This is a genomic window from Arthrobacter sp. NPDC089319 (genome assembly GCF_040684925.1).
Taxonomy (GTDB): domain Bacteria; phylum Actinomycetota; class Actinomycetes; order Actinomycetales; family Micrococcaceae; genus Crystallibacter.
This window is the reverse complement of the sequence record NZ_JBFBGZ010000002.1, coordinates 251769-267227: the sequence shown is the minus strand read 5'-3', so window position 1 is coordinate 267227 and position 15459 is coordinate 251769. Positions and strand designations below refer to the sequence as shown.

The following is a 15459-nucleotide window of genomic DNA, read 5'->3' as shown; positions in this document are numbered from 1 at the left end:
TGCCCGCCGACGGCATAATCGGAAGCTAGGTTCATCGGTGCCGTCCGGCCATGGCAACGATGTCCGGGATCGAGCAGCCAAGGAGGCCGAGCGCGTGCAGGAGAAGCTGTGGAGCAGGAATTTTGTGCTGGCCATCGGCACCAACCTGTTCATCTACATCGTGTTCTACCTGCTGATGACGTCCATGGCGCTCTATGCGGCGCAGCGGTTTCTGGCCTCCGACGCCGGGGCGGGCTTCGCTTCCAGTGCATTCATCGTCGGGGCGTTGATCTCACGGTTCTTCGCCGGGCCGCTGATTGACAACGTGGGCCGGCGGCGGATCTTGCTGATCAGCCTGGCAGCCTTCGTGGCCGTGTCCCTGCTGTACGTTCCGGCAGGTTCGCTGACGGTGCTGCTGGCGCTGCGGTTGGTCCACGGTGTGGCATTCGGTCTGGCGAACACGGCGGTGACAGCCGGTGCGCAGGCACTGATCCCGCCCACCCGGCGCAGTGAAGGCACCGGCTATTTCGCGGTTTCCACCACGCTGGCCACCGCGGTCGGCCCGCTGATGGCGGTGCTGCTGGTGACGGACGGCAATTACGACGGCGTCTTCCTCTTCTGTGCGGTCTGTTCGGTGGCCGCGATGCTGGTGACCCTCGCCCTGCGGTTGCCCGAGGCACCGCCGGCACCCACCGCCGTCGTCAATCAACGCGACCTTGGCGGCGGGCCGGAGAAACCGCGACGGAGGCCCGCCGCCCTGCTGTCGAAAGTCTTCGAGCCGGCGGTCCTGCCGATCACCACGGTGGTGCTGGTCGCCGGCCTGACCTACTCCGGAGTGCTCTCCTTCTTGGCCTCGTACGCGGCCGCAGCCGGCGCCGCGGATGCCGCCGCACTGTACTTTGGCGTGTTCGCCGCCGCCGTGCTGGTGTCCCGGCTGACCGCCGGCAGGATCCAGGACCGCCGCGGCGACAACGCGGTGATCTACCCGGCCATGGCGCTGTTCGCCGCCGGGCTGGCGCTGCTGGCACTGGGGCCGACGGTCTGGGTGGTGGTCGCCTCCGCTGTGCTGAGCGGGCTGGGCTTCGGCACCCTGCTTCCGGGCACACAGGCCATCACCGTCGGACTGGTTCCGGAGCGCAGGTTCGGCACCGCGCTGGCCACCTACTACCTGATGCTGGACATCGGCACCGGCCTGGGCCCGGTGCTGCTGGGCCTACTAGTGCCGCTGACCGGCTTCGACGGCATGTACGCCTGGCTGGGCGGGCTGATGGTTGCCTGCATCCCGTTGTATTACCTGGTGCACGGCCGAGCGAGAGTGGCGGTGTCCTGACACTGGTCTGGGCCAAGGCTTCTTGAGGCCTCGGGGCGCAGTCCACGATGCGTCAGGGCTTCTTGAGCCCTCGGGGGTGCGGCACAGGATGCGCAGGGCTTCTTGAGCCCTCGGGGCGCGGTAAAGGATGCGCCACATTGGTCGCAGCAGCCCAAGAAGAACTGATCCTCCAGACCACTGTCACCTCTCACGGCCAGGTGCGCTGCACCCCCAGCATCAGGAAGCCTTCTCCTCCGAGGAGCAATGTGGCGCATAGTGTACGGGCGGCCAGGCTTGGCCAGCCCTCTCCACCGGCGCCCGCGGGCGCCGTACACCAGCTCGCCCTGTTACTTGAATTACTTGTTAGCTGCGTCATGTTTGTCGTACAGTAGCTAAACCGACCGGTTATTCAGTTATAGAACCCGGTGTTCAAATATAGAACAGGCCAGCCGCCAACGGCACAACGAAGTGAGGACATCCCGTGCAGTTCCACCACCACGGTTACGTATCAGGCGACCCCCGGGTCAAGCCCGCCGCAGGCGTCGGCATCGACCGCCCCGAGGAACTTCCCGACGAGGTCGACGTCCTCATTGTCGGCTCCGGTCCGGCCGGCATGCTCGCCGCCGCCCAGCTGGCCCAGTTCCCGAACGTCACCACCCGCCTGGTGGAGCGCCGCGATGGACGGCTGGTGCTGGGCCAGGCCGACGGCATTCAGGCCCGCAGCGTGGAAACCTTCCAGGCCTTCGGCTTCGCCGAGCAGATCACGGCCGAGGCGTTCTGGCTCACCGAGATGAACTTCTGGCGCCCGGACACGGAGAACCCCCGGAACATTGTCCGCGGCGGCCGCGCCGTCGACGACGAGATGGGCATCAGCGAGTTCCCGCACCTGATCGTCAACCAGGCCCGCGTACTGGACTACTTCGCCGAGGTCGCCGCCAACTCCCCCACCCGCCTGACGCCTGACTACGGCTGGGATTTCAGCACCCTCGAAGTGACCGATGAGGGCGACTACCCGGTGAAGGTGACCCTGGTCCGCAGCGCCGGTCCGGACGAAGGCACCGAACGAATTGTCCACGCCAAGTACGTGGTGGGCTGCGACGGAGCCCGCAGCAAGGTCCGCGCCTCGATCGGCAGCACCTTGGCCGGCGACAGCGCCAACCATGCCTGGGGCGTCATGGACGTGCTGGCCAACACCGACTTCCCGGACATCCGTACCAAGTGCGCCATCCAGTCGCACGACGGCGGCTCCATCCTGCTGATCCCGCGCGAAGGCGGCTACCTGTTCCGCATGTACGTGGACCTCGGCGTGGTCCCCGACGACGACAACGGCAAGGTCCGCCAGACCACCATCGAGCAGATCATCGCCAAGGCGAACGAGATCATGACCCCGTACACCGTGGACGTGCGCAGCGTGGCCTGGCACAGCGTGTACGAGGTGGGCCACCGGCTCACCGACCGGTTCGATGACCTGCTGCCGGAGGACGTCGGCGCCCGCACGCCGCGCGTCTTCATCACCGGCGACGCCTGCCACACGCACTCCGCCAAGGCCGGCCAGGGCATGAACGTCTCCATGCAGGACGGCTTCAACATCGCCTGGAAGCTGGGGCACGTGCTGGAGGGCCGCAGCCCGGAGAGCCTGCTCTCCACCTACTCCGCCGAGCGCCAGGTGGTGGCCAAGAACCTCATCGACTTCGACAAGGAATGGTCGACGATGATGGCGAAGAAGCCCGAGGAGTTCAACGACCCCTCGGAGCTTGAGGACTTCTACGTGCGCACCGCCGAGTTCCCGGCCGGCTTCATGACCGAGTACACCTCCTCGATGCTTACCGCCGAGGCCAAGCACCAGGACCTGGCCGCCGGCTTCCCGGTGGGTAAGCGCTTCAAGTCCGCCAAGGTCTCCCGCGTCTGCGACACCAACCCGCTGCACCTGGGCCACCTTGCCGAGGCGGACGGCCGCTGGCGCATCTACGTCTTCGCCGACCAGGCCAAGGCCGGGGAGTCCGCAGCTGTTGCGAACCTGGGCGAATGGCTGGCAACCGCACAGGATTCGCCGCTGGCCGCCACCCCGGAGGGCGCTGACCTGGACGCGTGGTTCGATGTGAAGGTCATCTACCAGCAGAACCACGAGGACGTTGACATCAACGCCGTGCCCGCCGTGTTCAAGCCCCAGGTCGGCCCGTTCCAGTTGACTAACCTGGAGAAGGTCTTCGGCACCGCCAAGGACGAGGACATCTTCGACGTCCGCGGCCTCTCGCGTGACGGCGCCGTCGTGGTGGTTCGCCCGGACCAGTACGTGGCAAACGTCCTGCCGCTGACCGCGACGGCCGAACTGGGCGAGTTCTTCGCCCCGCTGCTGCCGGCCCGCCAGCCGCAGCACTAACCAGCAGATCAGGAGGACGACGGCGGCGCGCAAGCACCGTCGTCGTCCTCCTGTTTATAGACAATTCACCGATATACCGCGCCACCGCCTTGCCCGGCGCGGGAACGAGGAGATGGAAATGAAACGCGCTGTCACCGCCGCAGCAGCCGTGGCCCTGATGTTGACATCGTGCGCGCCCGCCGACCCCCCGATCCAAAGTTCAGCGACAGCCACCGATGCCGGCTTACTGGTCGATTTCGGTCTCGACGGCATGGACACGGCCGGAATCATTGACCACCTCGACCGGCTGGATACGGCCCAGCGGCCCACCGATCTGATGGCCTCGGTCCGACAGGACGAGCTGCTGCTCAGCGACGGGGCCCAAGAGCTGACCCTGGACCTGCCTGAGGATCGTTCCTACCTGTCGATCGCACCGTACCTGAGCCAGACCCACGAGTGCTTCTTCCACAGCCTGACCACTTGCCTGGGCGAACTGGGCAATAAGAGCATCAGTGTCAAGATCACCGACGGCGCCACCGGGGAGACCTTGGTCGAGGAACAGACCGAAACCTTCAGCAACGGATTTGCCGGCTATTGGATTCCGGACAACGTCCAAGGGACCATTGAAATCAGCTACGCCGGCCACAGCAGCAGCACGGACTTTTCCACCAGCGACGACGGTGCCACCTGCATCACCGATCTCCGGTTGACGTAGCACTAACCACCCTGCGCCTCGGCCGATCCGGTGCTGTCAGCGCAGGTCCAGCCGCATGAGGACGCGGGGAAACCCATTCAATACCGAGCCGGTGTTCGCCGCTTTGCTGAAGCCGGCCTGCTCGAAAAGTCTCCGTGTGCCCACATAGGCCATGGTCAGGTCCACCTTTCCGCCGCGGTTGTCCACCGGGTACCCCTCAATAGCGGGGGCACCGTATCCGCGTGCGAACTCCACCGCTCCCGCCAGCAGGTGGTGCGAAATGCCCTTGCCTCGATGCCCGGGCCGCACTCGGATACACCACACCGACCACACGTCGAGGTCGTCCACCCGCGGGATTTTCCGGCTGGTCGCAAAGCTGGTGTCGGCCCGCGGGTGCACTGCCGCCCAGCCCACCACCTCGCCGCCGTCGTAGGCCAGCACGCCTGGCGGCGGATCTTCCCGGCACAGGCGTTGCACCACGTCGCCGCGCTCAGGTCCGCGCAGCGCCACATTGTCCTTCGCCGGGAGTCGATAGCTCAGGCACCAACACACCGTCGCGTCGGCACGCCGCGGCCCCACCATGGCTTTAACGTCCTCGAAGACGTCAGCTGCCCGAATCTCCACCGCCATGCACCCACACTGGCACCATCAACCGGCCCCGGCAATGGCCCCGGCTGCCGGCCTGTTAGGCTGCGGGTCGGCGCCGCGGTCCGGCCATGTGCTCCCTCAGCCGCCCTCGCGGCTCACCATTTCGTTGATCCAGATGGGCGCGAACGGGGAGGTGCAGTTCGGCGGCGTGGGATAGTCCTTCAGCACCTCGAGGCGTTCGCCGATGTCGAGCGCACGGGCGCGGTGCTCGGCGTGCTCGATTCCGATCTGGGCCAAGGTGTGGTTCATGGCCCACTGCAGCCGGTCCGGTGCGTCCTTCATCTCCGCCTCGACGGTGTCCAGCAGCCCCGGCAGGTCCAGCCCCTCGGGTTTCTTTGCCACCCGTTCGGTGGTCAAGGCCCAGCCGGCGCTGGCAACCACCGGATCCGGATCAGCGGTCCAGGCCACGCGCAGCTCTTCGGCGTGCGGGCTTTTCTTGACCACATAGTTCACCAGCCAGTCATGCACCTTGGGAGCACGCGACTCGCGCAGCATGGCATCCAGTTCATCGCGTTCGAAGGCCTTCGGCCGGCAGATCAGCAGCGCCAGTAGCCGGGCCGCGGTGTTGTCCGTTGCCCACAGTTCGCGGGCCAGTTCCTGCTGGGTCTTCAGCCGCTTCGCCACCGCACGCAGCTTGGACAGGTTCACGCCATGATCGTCGCCGCGCTTCTCGTTCGCCTCGCGCATCTTCGGATCCTCCAGCGTGGCCAGCTCGGCCATCACCTCGGCCACCGTCGCCTCGGACATCTCACCCTCCCGGTCACTCACGTCTGAGATTCAGCCTACTGGAGCAACTGCTCACGCTTGCAGTCCGGGGAGACAGAAGAGTTCCCGAAGCCTGCACCTCAGTACGGCCGGAAGCCGCGGGCGGACCTGCGCGGTCGGAAATTGGCGGCTGGCCGGCGCGGGACCGTTAGTAAGGAGCCACTGCCCCGCCGTGTGCCGTTAGTGCGGGCACGCTTCCGCAGCGATAGCAGCCTGGCCAGAGCGTAACGGTCCACCGTTCCTGCCTTCTTACCCTGCAGCAACCAATGGCCGATCATGTCGATCCCTTCCTGCACCCCGGTAACGGGAATTCCAGTCGGGGAAATCTGGCACCCCGGCGTGAACGTGACATCCCCCGGGGCGTTCGCATGGACGATGACATGGCAGCTCATTTCAGCCCCGACCTTGGCGGTCAGCGGATGGGTCTGGAGAACATCCATGTGAATGGTCCTCCGCCTCAGCCCGCGCGGATGGACGGAAGCCAGTGTCTCGCTATCGACCCATTGATATTGCCCGGGCTTCCAGAACTTGGAGTCGATATACACAACCCGGTCCCCATTGATTACTGCGTGATCAACGTCCGCCACATGACTGCCCGGGAACCGCAACCCGTGGAGGATGCGCGTCCCGGGAATGGCCAGCAACGTTTCCAGCGCATGCGCTGTCCACCGCTCGCCCTCCAGACCTTTGGCGATGTCCTCCCGCCGAAAGCGGGTCCACCCACTGATCAACGCGTCGCCAGGTGCGCCGAAGACCAGTTGCCGGGCAGTTTTCTTGGACACCGCCTGGCGCCAATAACGGGCGACGGCACCGATGCACAACCACAGAATCAGCACCAGAACGAGTGCGACCGTCAAAAACTCGGGTGCGCGGCCGAACGCTGCACCCGGCATCGCGGCCACCAGAACCAATGTCAGGACAAGGCCCAGCAGCATCACCACGATGATTACCAGAACGCGTAGTGCGCCGTAGCTGCCACCGATACGTTCCGCTGCTGGCCTCGGCGCGGCCAACCACGACAGCTTGCTCGGATCGAATTCCATGAACGGCGAATACACCGTCTCGGCCGGCATTGGATCCGGATTGGCCCCCAGCTCTCCCGGAAGTTTCATGCAGTTCCCCCAAACCACGTGAAGCAGAGACCGACAGTATGCCTCACGCTGCTCAGGGCGGCCCGAAAGATCCGGTAAAGATTTCTACCAGTGGTATCGACGGGAGGGCCCGTTCACTCACACTTCGGGCTGTGGCAAAGCTGAGGCGGTTTCTTCGCAGTCGTGATGGTCCTAGACGTCTTGGCTCAGTACTTCCCGGCCTGCGCGCTGCCAGCCGAGCGCCGGCGCGACCTCCCGGGCCGCGACGGTCAGGATTCGGCGCACCACGCAGGCCGGGTAGTCGAAAGGCAACGCGATGACCAGCTCGTCCGCTGCCGCGAGCGCTACGTCGCCGGCGAGCGCTGCCGCGATCTGCTCGCCGGAACCGGCGGCCACCCGGCCGAACTGGAACGGCAGGTCCGGGTTGCCGCCTTGGCGCTGCGCGTCGCGGTCCAGCAGCCACTGCAGTTCCGCTTGCTCCTGCGCATTGGTGTAGGGCGCAATCTGCCGGCTCACCGATGCGTGCCAGCGCCAGCCGGCCACCTTGGCATGCTCTGCCCGGTAGGCCTCGATGCACGCCAGCTGGGCCTCCTCAAAGCTCAGCTCGGTGACCTCGGTGTTGAGCGTGGAGAGCTGCAGGCCCAACCCCTGCCGTCCGGTGCGTTCGGCGCTGGCCAGCGACCCTGCACCGTAGGCGATCCGGCCGCGCAAACCCGGACTGACCGGTTGCACCGGCAGCTCGGCGCCGGCCTTGGCGAACGGCACCTGCTCATCGGCAACGGCAACCGACCGGCCTTCCACCGCGTGCAGGAACCGCTGGACGCGCTCGTCCACCACGGCCCGCAAGCTGCCGTCGATGGAGCCGTAGGCCTGCGCGAACGTTGCCTCGTTGTTGGAGTAGCCGGAACTCAGCCCCAGTTCCAACCGGCCGCCGGTCAACAGGTCCACTGTGCCGGCTTCTTCAGCCAGCCGGACGGGATCCTCGAAACGGATCGGAGTGACCGACGTGCCCACCCGGATCCTGCTGGTTCGTTGGGCGGCCGCGGCCAGGAACGGCAGCGGAGCCGAGAGGTAGTGCTCCAGATGGCGATGCCGGACGTAGCCGACGTCGTAGCCAAGGTCCTCTGCCAGTTCGAAAAGCTCCAGCCCCTCATCCAAGCCCCGGGACCGGCCGCCACCAATTCCGGAATGCTCAACAAAGGCCAGGAAACCCAAGCGGAAGGGCTGCGGGGCGGCATCGGTCATGGAGTTGGTCCTTTTCGGTGGCTGGGCGCTGGTCTTCCAGTCAATTATGCGTGCGGTCCTGCCGCACCCCGGCGTTACGTTTCGCTACGTCATGGTCGGACTTACGTCACAGTCGACGGGGGATTGATCCTGTCCAGGAATTCGTTGTCACGGGGAGACCAGAACGGGGAGACCAGACGAGAGCAGGGACCCTTGCCAACCGAAACCAGACACCGCCCACGTCTGCACGCGCGCAGGACCGTCGTCGTCCTCGGCATAGACGGTGCAGGCAAAACAACGACGGCGGCGGCGCTGGTCACGGCCGAGCAGGCGGCGGGCAGGGCTGCCCAGTTGGTTCGCAATCCGGCCGGACGGCGTTGGCTGTCCCGGGTTGCTGCACGTTGTGGCATCAGCGTTGCACCGCGCTGGGCTGACCGGTTCGAGTCAATGGTGCGCCTGATCAACGTGCTGACCGCCCAACTGCGGGCGGCCGTGTTCCCTGGCACCACAGTGATGGACCGGCACTTGCCGTGCCAACAGGTGCTGCGCGCAGTGCGCGGGCTGCCCCGGGGACGCTTTCTGCCCTGGCTGGTCCAGGTATTGCCACAGGCGGATTCGGTGGTGCTGCTGGACCTGCCTGCCGGGGCGGCTCAGGCGCGGATCAACGCACGGGGTGAGGATTCCGAGTCAACGGACTATCTGCGGGCGGCACGAGAGGCGTACCTGCGGATGGCCAGGTCCTCGGGCTGGCACGTGGTCGACGCGTCCGGGTCGCGCAGCGAAGTGCTGGATCGCGTCCTGGCCGCAGTGGCTCCGCCAGGCAAGTAACTGGAGACAAGCTGAACGAAGGCTGCACTGGGTGTCTGCCCGGCGATAGCTACGCCCACCCGCCCGCCGACAACGCCCCTCCCGCCCGGCAGCGGCACGTCCGCCGGGCACGTCCCCACCATGGGGAGTGCTCCCCATTCAGTTCATAGAGGCTTCATGGAACAGTGGCCGAAGAACGGTTAACCACGGAGGGCGGGACGGGCATGGGCAGCTGGCGGATCAATCCGAGGCAGCTCCACGTGGTCCTGGTGGATGTGGCCGCCGACGGCCAGTCGCTGGACAAGGCGGCAGGCGACGCCGCAGCGGCCGGCGAGCAGGCGGCGTCGTTGTTTGGCAGCGCCGCCGATGTGGCGGAGGCATTCGCCGGGTTCTGGTCGCCGCGGAGCGAAGTCGGCCAGCGGATCGCCGGCCTGGTCTACGGCAAGTCCCGCGTGGTGGCAGAAACGGCCGAACTGTTCGTCGACGTCGACGGGCAAATGTCCGCTGCCGCGGCTGACTTCGCCGAATCGCTGAATGCCGGTGACGCCCCGGTACTTGCAGCGCGCGGCTTCGGCCCGGTGCCGCAGCCGTGACTACCAGGCTGGGCACTGTCCCTGAACTCGATGTGCCCTGGGACCAGCTGTCGGACGCTGTGGAGGAGATGTCGCGGCGCGCAGCCTCCGCAGGCAGCTACTTGGTGGATGCAGGCGCTGCGTGGTCGGGGCTGAAGGACGCCTACCGGCAGCCGGACACCGAACTGGAGGTCCACGCCGCGCTGGCCGAGCTGGATGGTCCGATGCAGGAGTGGACTGCGGCGTTGGCCGCGGCCCGCGATGCCTTGGCAGCGTTTGTTTCCGCGGGACGTCCATTGCAGGCGGAGGCGGAGGAATTGGCTGCCGCACGGCCCGCACTCGCCGCGCAACTGGCCACCGCGCTGGACGGCGACGACGCGCAGGGCGACAACCAGGCGGAGCGCGCCCTACGCCGAGCGGAAGCGTTCAATGGCCGGATAGCCGCGCTGCGGGCTGACTGGCAGGCGCTGAGCTCCGAGACCTCCGCAGCGCTCAAGGGCATCAGCGGCGGCACCCTCGATTCGCTGCCGGCCACCCCGCTGCTGGCCGCCTCCGCTTCGCTCCCGGCGGCACCGCCGTGGGCCAGTTTTACCAGCAGCCTGAACGAGCGTTTCGGCCCACTGGCTCCGGAATCGTACCTGGCCTCGCTGACCGGGCTCACCGATCAGGAACTGCGCGACTGGGCGGCGGCCAACCCCGAAGGCGCTGCCGTGCTGGCCGCCAACACACTGCCGGCCTGGCGGCTGCCTGGCTCGGCCGAGGCGGTGATGGCCCAGGCCATGGCCAATGACGCCGCGCTCACCGAAGCCGGGATCAGCGCCATCCGAGACGCTTGGAAGGGGCTGGCGCCGGATGACCAGGAACGCCTGCTGCTGCTCTACCCGGCGGTGTTCGGCGTGCTGAACGGGGTTCCGTTCGCCAACCGGATTCGCGCCAACACCCTCACCGCCGCTGGCTACCGCGAAACGGTGGCGACCCAGCAGGAGCAGCTCGGCGCCAAGCCAGACCTCAACGACTACCTTGCTGACGCACGGAATACGCACGGGCATCCGCGGGCCGTGTACCAACAGGCATACAACCGCTACACGGCGGATCTCGAGGATTGGCAGGCGGAACACAACCGGCTGGCGACGCTGCGCACGGGACTGGACTTCGCCGTCGAACATCAGCTGCAGGTGGTGATGCTCGGGCTGGAAGGCGATGGACGGATCGTCACCATGGAAGGCGCGCTGGGACCGGGGACCCGGACCATCGCCACCCTCGTGCCGGGGACCGGCGCGGACCTTGGCCAGCTGGAAGCCTATACACACCGGTTGGATGCGGTGAACGGCGAGCCCTCGGCGGACACTGTCTCCTTCTACTGGCAAGGCACCGACCTGCCGGATGAGATCAGCGACAACATCACCGCCTCGTTTAACGAGGACGGCGGCCCGTTGCTCGCGGCGTTTGACCATGCGCTGGACCTGGAAGCCCGGACCGACGCCCGGACCACGTACATCGGCTACAGCGCCGGCGGCTCGCTGCTGGGCACCGGCGAGCGCGAAGGCCTGGATTCCACCAACATTGTCTACGTGGCGCCCGCCGGCACCGGACACAACGTGGGCAGTCCCGCGGACACGGCCAACCCGGACGCGAACCGCTACTGGTTGCAAACCCGCGACGACCCGATCTCCGCCGCGCAGCTTCTCGGCGGCGGCTACCACGGCCCGTCCTTCTGGCGCGGCGGCAGCCCCACCGCCATGGATCCGGTCCGGCTGGAGACCGGCTTCCTCGCGCCCGAAGACCCCGGCTCGCTGATGGGCGGGCACACCGACTACTTCCGGCGGGACTCCACCTCGGCCACCAATATCCAGGGCATCATCGAAGGCACCGAGGTCAGCCCCTACGTCGAGGACCAGATCCACCAGACCTACTCCCCCTACGGCCCGCTCATCGTCAACCCGCTGGAGCAGAATCCCGAGGACTACGCCTATGGCAACCTTGAGACCGTGACGGTTGAAAGTCTGGAGAAATGACCATGCGGGAGTCCTTCCCAGCGCACCGGCCGTCCCGTCTGCGCGGCAGAGCACGACGGCGTCCGCCCGCCTTCGCCGCGTCCCTCACCACCGCTGCTGCCCTGTCCGCCATCATCCTAGGAGGCTGCGCGATGCCGCAGGAGAACCAACCGCAGGAGAGCCAAGCAACCTCGCAGGACTACGGCCGCCAGCTGGAGCAACTGCTGGCCCAAACCATGGCGGAGGCCTCCTCTGCCGCCGACCTGAAGGTAAACGTCCTCCGCGAAGAGACCTGCCTGCGCCCCGAGAACGAACAGCCGCAGACCCAAACCGCCTGGGTTGCCCGCGCCACCGGCGACGTGGCGGACACCGAGCAGGCCAACGCGACCCTCGACGCGGCCGCCGGTTACCTGACCGCGCAGGGCTGGGAGCAGAAGAACGAAACGACCGCGCAGACCGGGGACGTGCGCAAACTCTACTTCCGCAACGGCGACCTCGGTGCCACCGCCGCCCACCACACCCTCGGCGGCCCCGGTACCGTTGTCCTCTCCTTCAGCAGCCCCTGTCTGGACCACCCCGAGGACCACCGCATGGTCCGTTCCGAACAGGACCCGGAGTACGGCAAGAACAGCCAGTACTACGACGACGGCGCGTAAGTCGGGCTCGGGGAACGACGGCGGCGCTCCCCTGCAGCGGGGAATGTCGCGCTTCGTGTCAAGGGCAAAGCAACAGCTCAGACGCCGGTCAGCCTGAGTCGAGTCGGCTTACTTGAGGAACTTGGACATGCGGCGGTCCGCGAGCAGTTTGCCGCCGGTCTGGCAGGTGGGGCAGTACTGGAGCGATGAGTCGGCGAAGGACACTTCGCGGACGGTGTCGCCGCAGACGGGGCAGGGCTCGCCGGTACGGCCGTGCACGTGCATGGCCTTGCGCTTGGAGTCCTTCAGTTCTTTCGCCGGGCGGCCGGAGGCTTGCTCGATCGCCGACTCCAGCACCTGGTGCATCGCCCAATACAGCCGGTCCACGTCCTCGGGGTCGAGCTTCGCGGCGTTGGCGAACGGGGAGAGCTTGGCGGCGTGCAGGATCTCGTCGCTGTAGGCGTTGCCGATGCCGGCGATGGCCGACTGGTCGCGCAGCAGCCCCTTGATCTGCCCGCTGTGCGAGGCGAGCATCTGCGCGAAAGCCGGGGCATCGACGTCGAGCGCGTCAGGTCCCAGCCGGGCAATGCCCGGCACATCGAGCGGATCCTTGACCACGTAGACCGCCAGCGATTTCTTGGTTCCGGCCTCGGTCAGGTCGAATCCGGGCGCTTCCTCGCCGTCGGCTGCGAACCGCACCCGCAGCGCCATGGCTCCCTTGCCCGGCCGCAGGCGTCCCGGCTTCAGCGCATCGGACCAGCGGAGCCAACCGGCCTTGGCCAGGTGCATCACCAGGTGCGCATCGCCGGCCGTGATGATGATGAACTTGCCCCGGCGCGCCAGATCCGTGACCGGCTGGGTGCTCAAAGCTTCGAGCGGCACATCCGCCGTTTTGAGGACCGAGAAGGACAGCACCTCAACGTCCGCGATCCGGGCTGCTGGCCCCTCCGGCGGAAGCAGCTTCGACCGCAGGAAATCGACCAGTCCCTGCACTTCAGGCATCTCCGGCATGCCCTCACGGTAGCGCAAAAAGCGCGGCTGGGCGCGGGTTGTGGCGAAGCAGCAAACCGGGCAAATAAGGTGCCCGAAACCTCTACCGCAGCGCCGTTGGAGCTTCTACCCTTTTCTATACTGCTCCGTCTGTCGGGAAGGAGGGGTGCGGGAACCGCCGGCGTCGGGGCCTGCCTGCCCGACGCTCCGCCGGAGGATTTCACCCGGGACCGTCGGCCGGTTTTCGCACAACGGATCATGTGGCCCTTTCGACGCAACAGGCCTGAAGAGGTCGAGTTCGACGACCTGATGGAGACTGCCCGGCGCCCGAAGAAGAAGCGGCGGCGTCGGCGCTTGGACCTGTGGCTGGTGAGTGTCGCCGTAGCGGCCTTTGCCGCGGGGGCGCTCGTCGCGCCGGCGGCGGTGGGGGTGTCCGCCGTCGGAAATTCCGTCCTCGACATGTGGCAAACCCTGCCCACCGATCTGCCGGTGGACCGCCCCTTGGCGCAGCGTACCGTCCTGCTGGACAAGGACGGCAAGGAATTCGCCCGGTTCTACAGCGAGAACCGGGTTGATGTTGAGCTGGACCAGGTGTCGGAGGCCTTCAAGAAGACCCTGGTCAGCACCGAGGACGCCCGCTTCTACGAACACGGCGGGGTGGATCCCCTCGGTATCACCCGGGCCCTGTTCCACAACATCACCAGTACTGATGTCCAGGGCGCTTCCACCCTCACCCAGCAACTGGTCCAGAACATTCTGGTCAACCATGCGCGGAACGCGGAGGAAGACAAGGTGGCGGTCGGCGACACCTACAACGCCAAGATCCGCGAAATGAAGTACGCCGTCGCGCTGGAAAAACAGCTGCCCAAAGATGAGATCCTGCTGCGTTACATGAACGCGGTCTATTTCGGGAACCGCGCTTATGGGGTGGAGGCCGCGGCCCGCTACTACTTCAGCACGTCGGCGTCGGAACTCAATTATGAACAATCGGCCCTGCTGGTGGGGCTGCTCAAGGCGCCGACCGCCTTCGACCCCTTCACCCACCCCGAGGCCGCCACCGAACGGCGCAACACCGTACTGGAGGTGCTGGAAAGCAGGGGGGTGTTGTCGGCGGACCAGGCGCAGGCCGCCCGCAAGGCACCACTGGGGGTAAAGCGCGGTTCCGAGCCCTCCGGCTGCGGCGGGTCCAAGTACCCGTTCTACTGTGAGGCAGTCCGGGAAGAAATACTCTCCAACCCGGCCTTCGGGAAAACCGCAAAAATCCGCGAGCAGCGCTTCAACTTGGGCGGGCTGACCCTGACCACCGCGTTGGACCGGAAGGCTGCCAACGCAGCACAAAAAGCCGTCGAGAAGGCGCTGGGCAATGGCAATCGGGGGGCTTTGGGCACCGCCGTCGTGCAGCCGGGAACCGGCCATGTAGTCGCCATCGCGCAGAACCGCGAATGGGGCAAAGGCAAGGGCAAGACCCAGGTGGTCTACGTTCGCAACGCGTTCCAGGTCGGGTCGGCCATGAAGCCGATCGTGCTCGCCACCGCGCTCACGCAGGGCATTCGCACCTCCACCAAGTTCCGTGCCGACGGCCCCTACCGCTCGAAGAAACTGGACAACCCGAAGGGCGGCTACATCAACTACGACAACGTGGACTATGGAGTCATCAACGCCCGCCAAGCCGTCCGCGCCTCGGTGAACATCTATTTCATCAAACTCATCGAGCGTGTCGGTGTCATCAACGCGGCCAAGATGGCCAACAAGCTCGGCATCACCTCCATCGACCCGGACAAGCTGAGCGGCAGGGAGGGCTCCCTTGCGCTCGGTGCCTACGAAGTGACGCCGCTGCAAATGGCCAGCGCCTATGCCGCCTTCATGAGCAACGGCACGGTCTGCAAACCGGTCATGGTGATCAAGGCAGTCAGCACCGACACCAAAAAGAAGCTGCCCGTGCCGGACCCCGACTGCCACCGCGCCATCAAGCCCGCCGTCGCGGACACCGTGGCGAATGTGCTCCAGGAACCCTTCAATCCGAGGGGAACCCTGGGACCGCGGATCGAACTTGCCGGCAACCGGGAGGCCGGGGCCAAAACCGGGACCACCAACGACTTCGCAGCGAACTGGATTGTCGGCGGCACGCCACAGCTCACGGCTGCCGTCTGGCTCGGTGACCCCCGAGGTGGAGCACAGCACCCGCTCACCAAACTCACCGCCTACGGCAAGACCTACGAAGACCTGACCGGGTCCGAAGTGGCCGCACCGGTCTGGAAGGAGACCATGGACGGCGCGCTCAAGGGCGAAAAGAAGCTGGAGCTGCCCGAGGCCCGCCGCTCGTTGACCAAATAGACCTACCGCCCGCCCGCGCCTGCCCGCACGGTTGCCGCCGTTCGGCTGGTCCAGCACA

General features: G+C 66.5%; 13 protein-coding genes. 8 read left to right on the top strand and 5 right to left on the bottom strand.

Annotated features, from left to right (window positions below; all coding sequences use genetic code 11):
- Window positions 1–94 precede the first annotated feature (94 nt).
- The 3 genes from AB0N75_RS04035 (at window position 95) to AB0N75_RS04025 (ending at window position 4362) form a co-directional block, all read left to right on the top strand.
- Window positions 95–1309 (top strand): MFS transporter, encoded by a 1215-nt coding sequence (locus AB0N75_RS04035; protein WP_364645462.1) that lies wholly within the window; start codon window positions 95–97, stop codon window positions 1307–1309.
- 460 nt (window positions 1310–1769) lie between these two features.
- Window positions 1770–3668, top strand: coding sequence for an FAD-binding monooxygenase (locus AB0N75_RS04030; protein WP_364645460.1), 1899 nt, complete (start codon window positions 1770–1772; stop codon window positions 3666–3668).
- A 118-nt stretch (window positions 3669–3786) separates the two neighbouring features.
- Window positions 3787–4362, top strand: coding sequence for a CueP family metal-binding protein (locus AB0N75_RS04025; RefSeq protein WP_364645457.1), 576 nt, complete (start codon window positions 3787–3789; stop codon window positions 4360–4362).
- Window positions 4363–4398: 36 nt separating this feature from the next.
- Here the strand turns inward: AB0N75_RS04025 and AB0N75_RS04020 are convergent, their stop codons facing one another.
- The 4 genes from AB0N75_RS04020 to AB0N75_RS04005 form a co-directional block, all read right to left on the bottom strand.
- Complete coding sequence (locus AB0N75_RS04020; RefSeq protein ID WP_364645454.1) at window positions 4399–4971, bottom strand: GNAT family N-acetyltransferase; 573 nt, start codon at window positions 4969–4971, stop codon at window positions 4399–4401.
- Window positions 4972–5067: 96 nt separating this feature from the next.
- Window positions 5068–5736: a DNA alkylation repair protein gene (locus tag AB0N75_RS04015; protein ID WP_364645984.1), complete on the bottom strand. Its 669-nt coding sequence runs from the start codon at window positions 5734–5736 to the stop codon at window positions 5068–5070.
- 98 nt (window positions 5737–5834) lie between these two features.
- On the bottom strand, window positions 5835–6866 hold the full coding sequence (locus AB0N75_RS04010) for a nuclease-related domain-containing protein (protein WP_364645451.1): 1032 nt from the start codon (window positions 6864–6866) through the stop codon (window positions 5835–5837).
- A gap of 171 nt (window positions 6867–7037) precedes the next feature.
- The gene (locus AB0N75_RS04005; protein ID WP_364645448.1) at window positions 7038–8090 is read right to left on the bottom strand and encodes an LLM class flavin-dependent oxidoreductase; all 1053 of its coding nucleotides are present in this window, start codon (window positions 8088–8090) and stop codon (window positions 7038–7040) included.
- A 192-nt stretch (window positions 8091–8282) separates the two neighbouring features.
- Here AB0N75_RS04005 and AB0N75_RS04000 point away from each other — a divergent pair, with 192 nt between their 5' ends.
- The 4 genes from AB0N75_RS04000 to AB0N75_RS03985 all read left to right on the top strand — a co-directional run bounded on the left by AB0N75_RS04000 (window position 8283) and on the right by AB0N75_RS03985 (window position 12098).
- Window positions 8283–8897, top strand: coding sequence for a thymidylate kinase (locus AB0N75_RS04000; protein ID WP_364645445.1), 615 nt, complete (start codon window positions 8283–8285; stop codon window positions 8895–8897).
- A gap of 164 nt (window positions 8898–9061) precedes the next feature.
- Window positions 9062–9469 carry a hypothetical protein gene (locus AB0N75_RS03995; RefSeq protein WP_364645442.1) on the top strand — a complete coding sequence of 136 codons (408 nt, stop codon included), beginning with the start codon at window positions 9062–9064 and terminating at the stop codon, window positions 9467–9469.
- A complete protein-coding gene (locus AB0N75_RS03990) occupies window positions 9466–11463 on the top strand; it encodes a hypothetical protein (RefSeq protein WP_364645439.1) in 1998 nt (665 codons plus the stop codon). The genes AB0N75_RS03995 and AB0N75_RS03990 overlap by 4 nt, the downstream gene beginning before the upstream one ends.
- Entirely contained in the window at window positions 11460–12098 is a 639-nt protein-coding gene (locus tag AB0N75_RS03985) for a hypothetical protein (protein ID WP_364645436.1), read from the top strand. Before AB0N75_RS03990 ends, AB0N75_RS03985 begins: the two co-directional genes overlap by 4 nt.
- Before the next feature lie 108 nt (window positions 12099–12206).
- Here the strand turns inward: AB0N75_RS03985 and AB0N75_RS03980 are convergent, their stop codons facing one another.
- Window positions 12207–13088 carry a DNA-formamidopyrimidine glycosylase family protein gene (locus AB0N75_RS03980; protein WP_364645433.1) on the bottom strand — a complete coding sequence of 294 codons (882 nt, stop codon included), beginning with the start codon at window positions 13086–13088 and terminating at the stop codon, window positions 12207–12209.
- 237 nt (window positions 13089–13325) lie between these two features.
- On the opposite strand from AB0N75_RS03980, the gene AB0N75_RS03975 reads away from it, so the two are divergent.
- Window positions 13326–15401, top strand: a complete 2076-nt coding sequence (locus tag AB0N75_RS03975) for a transglycosylase domain-containing protein (protein WP_364645430.1) — start codon at window positions 13326–13328, stop codon at window positions 15399–15401.
- Window positions 15402–15459 lie beyond the last annotated feature (58 nt).

Bases quoted from the DNA above. Each gene is read 5' to 3' on its own strand.
- AB0N75_RS04020 (WP_364645454.1), bottom strand. From the start codon at position 4,971: ATGGCGGTGGAGATTCGGGCAGCTGACGTCTTCGAGGACGTTAAAGCC.
- AB0N75_RS03975 (WP_364645430.1), top strand. From the start codon at position 13,326: ATGTGGCCCTTTCGACGCAACAGGCCTGAAGAGGTCGAGTTCGACGAC.
- AB0N75_RS04010 (WP_364645451.1), bottom strand. From the start codon at position 6,866: ATGAAACTTCCGGGAGAGCTGGGGGCCAATCCGGATCCAATGCCGGCC.
- AB0N75_RS03985 (WP_364645436.1), top strand. From the start codon at position 11,460: ATGACCATGCGGGAGTCCTTCCCAGCGCACCGGCCGTCCCGTCTGCGC.
- AB0N75_RS04025 (WP_364645457.1), top strand. From the start codon at position 3,787: ATGAAACGCGCTGTCACCGCCGCAGCAGCCGTGGCCCTGATGTTGACA.
- AB0N75_RS04015 (WP_364645984.1), bottom strand. From the start codon at position 5,736: ATGTCCGAGGCGACGGTGGCCGAGGTGATGGCCGAGCTGGCCACGCTG.
- AB0N75_RS04005 (WP_364645448.1), bottom strand. From the start codon at position 8,090: ATGACCGATGCCGCCCCGCAGCCCTTCCGCTTGGGTTTCCTGGCCTTT.
- AB0N75_RS03980 (WP_364645433.1), bottom strand. From the start codon at position 13,088: ATGCCGGAGATGCCTGAAGTGCAGGGACTGGTCGATTTCCTGCGGTCG.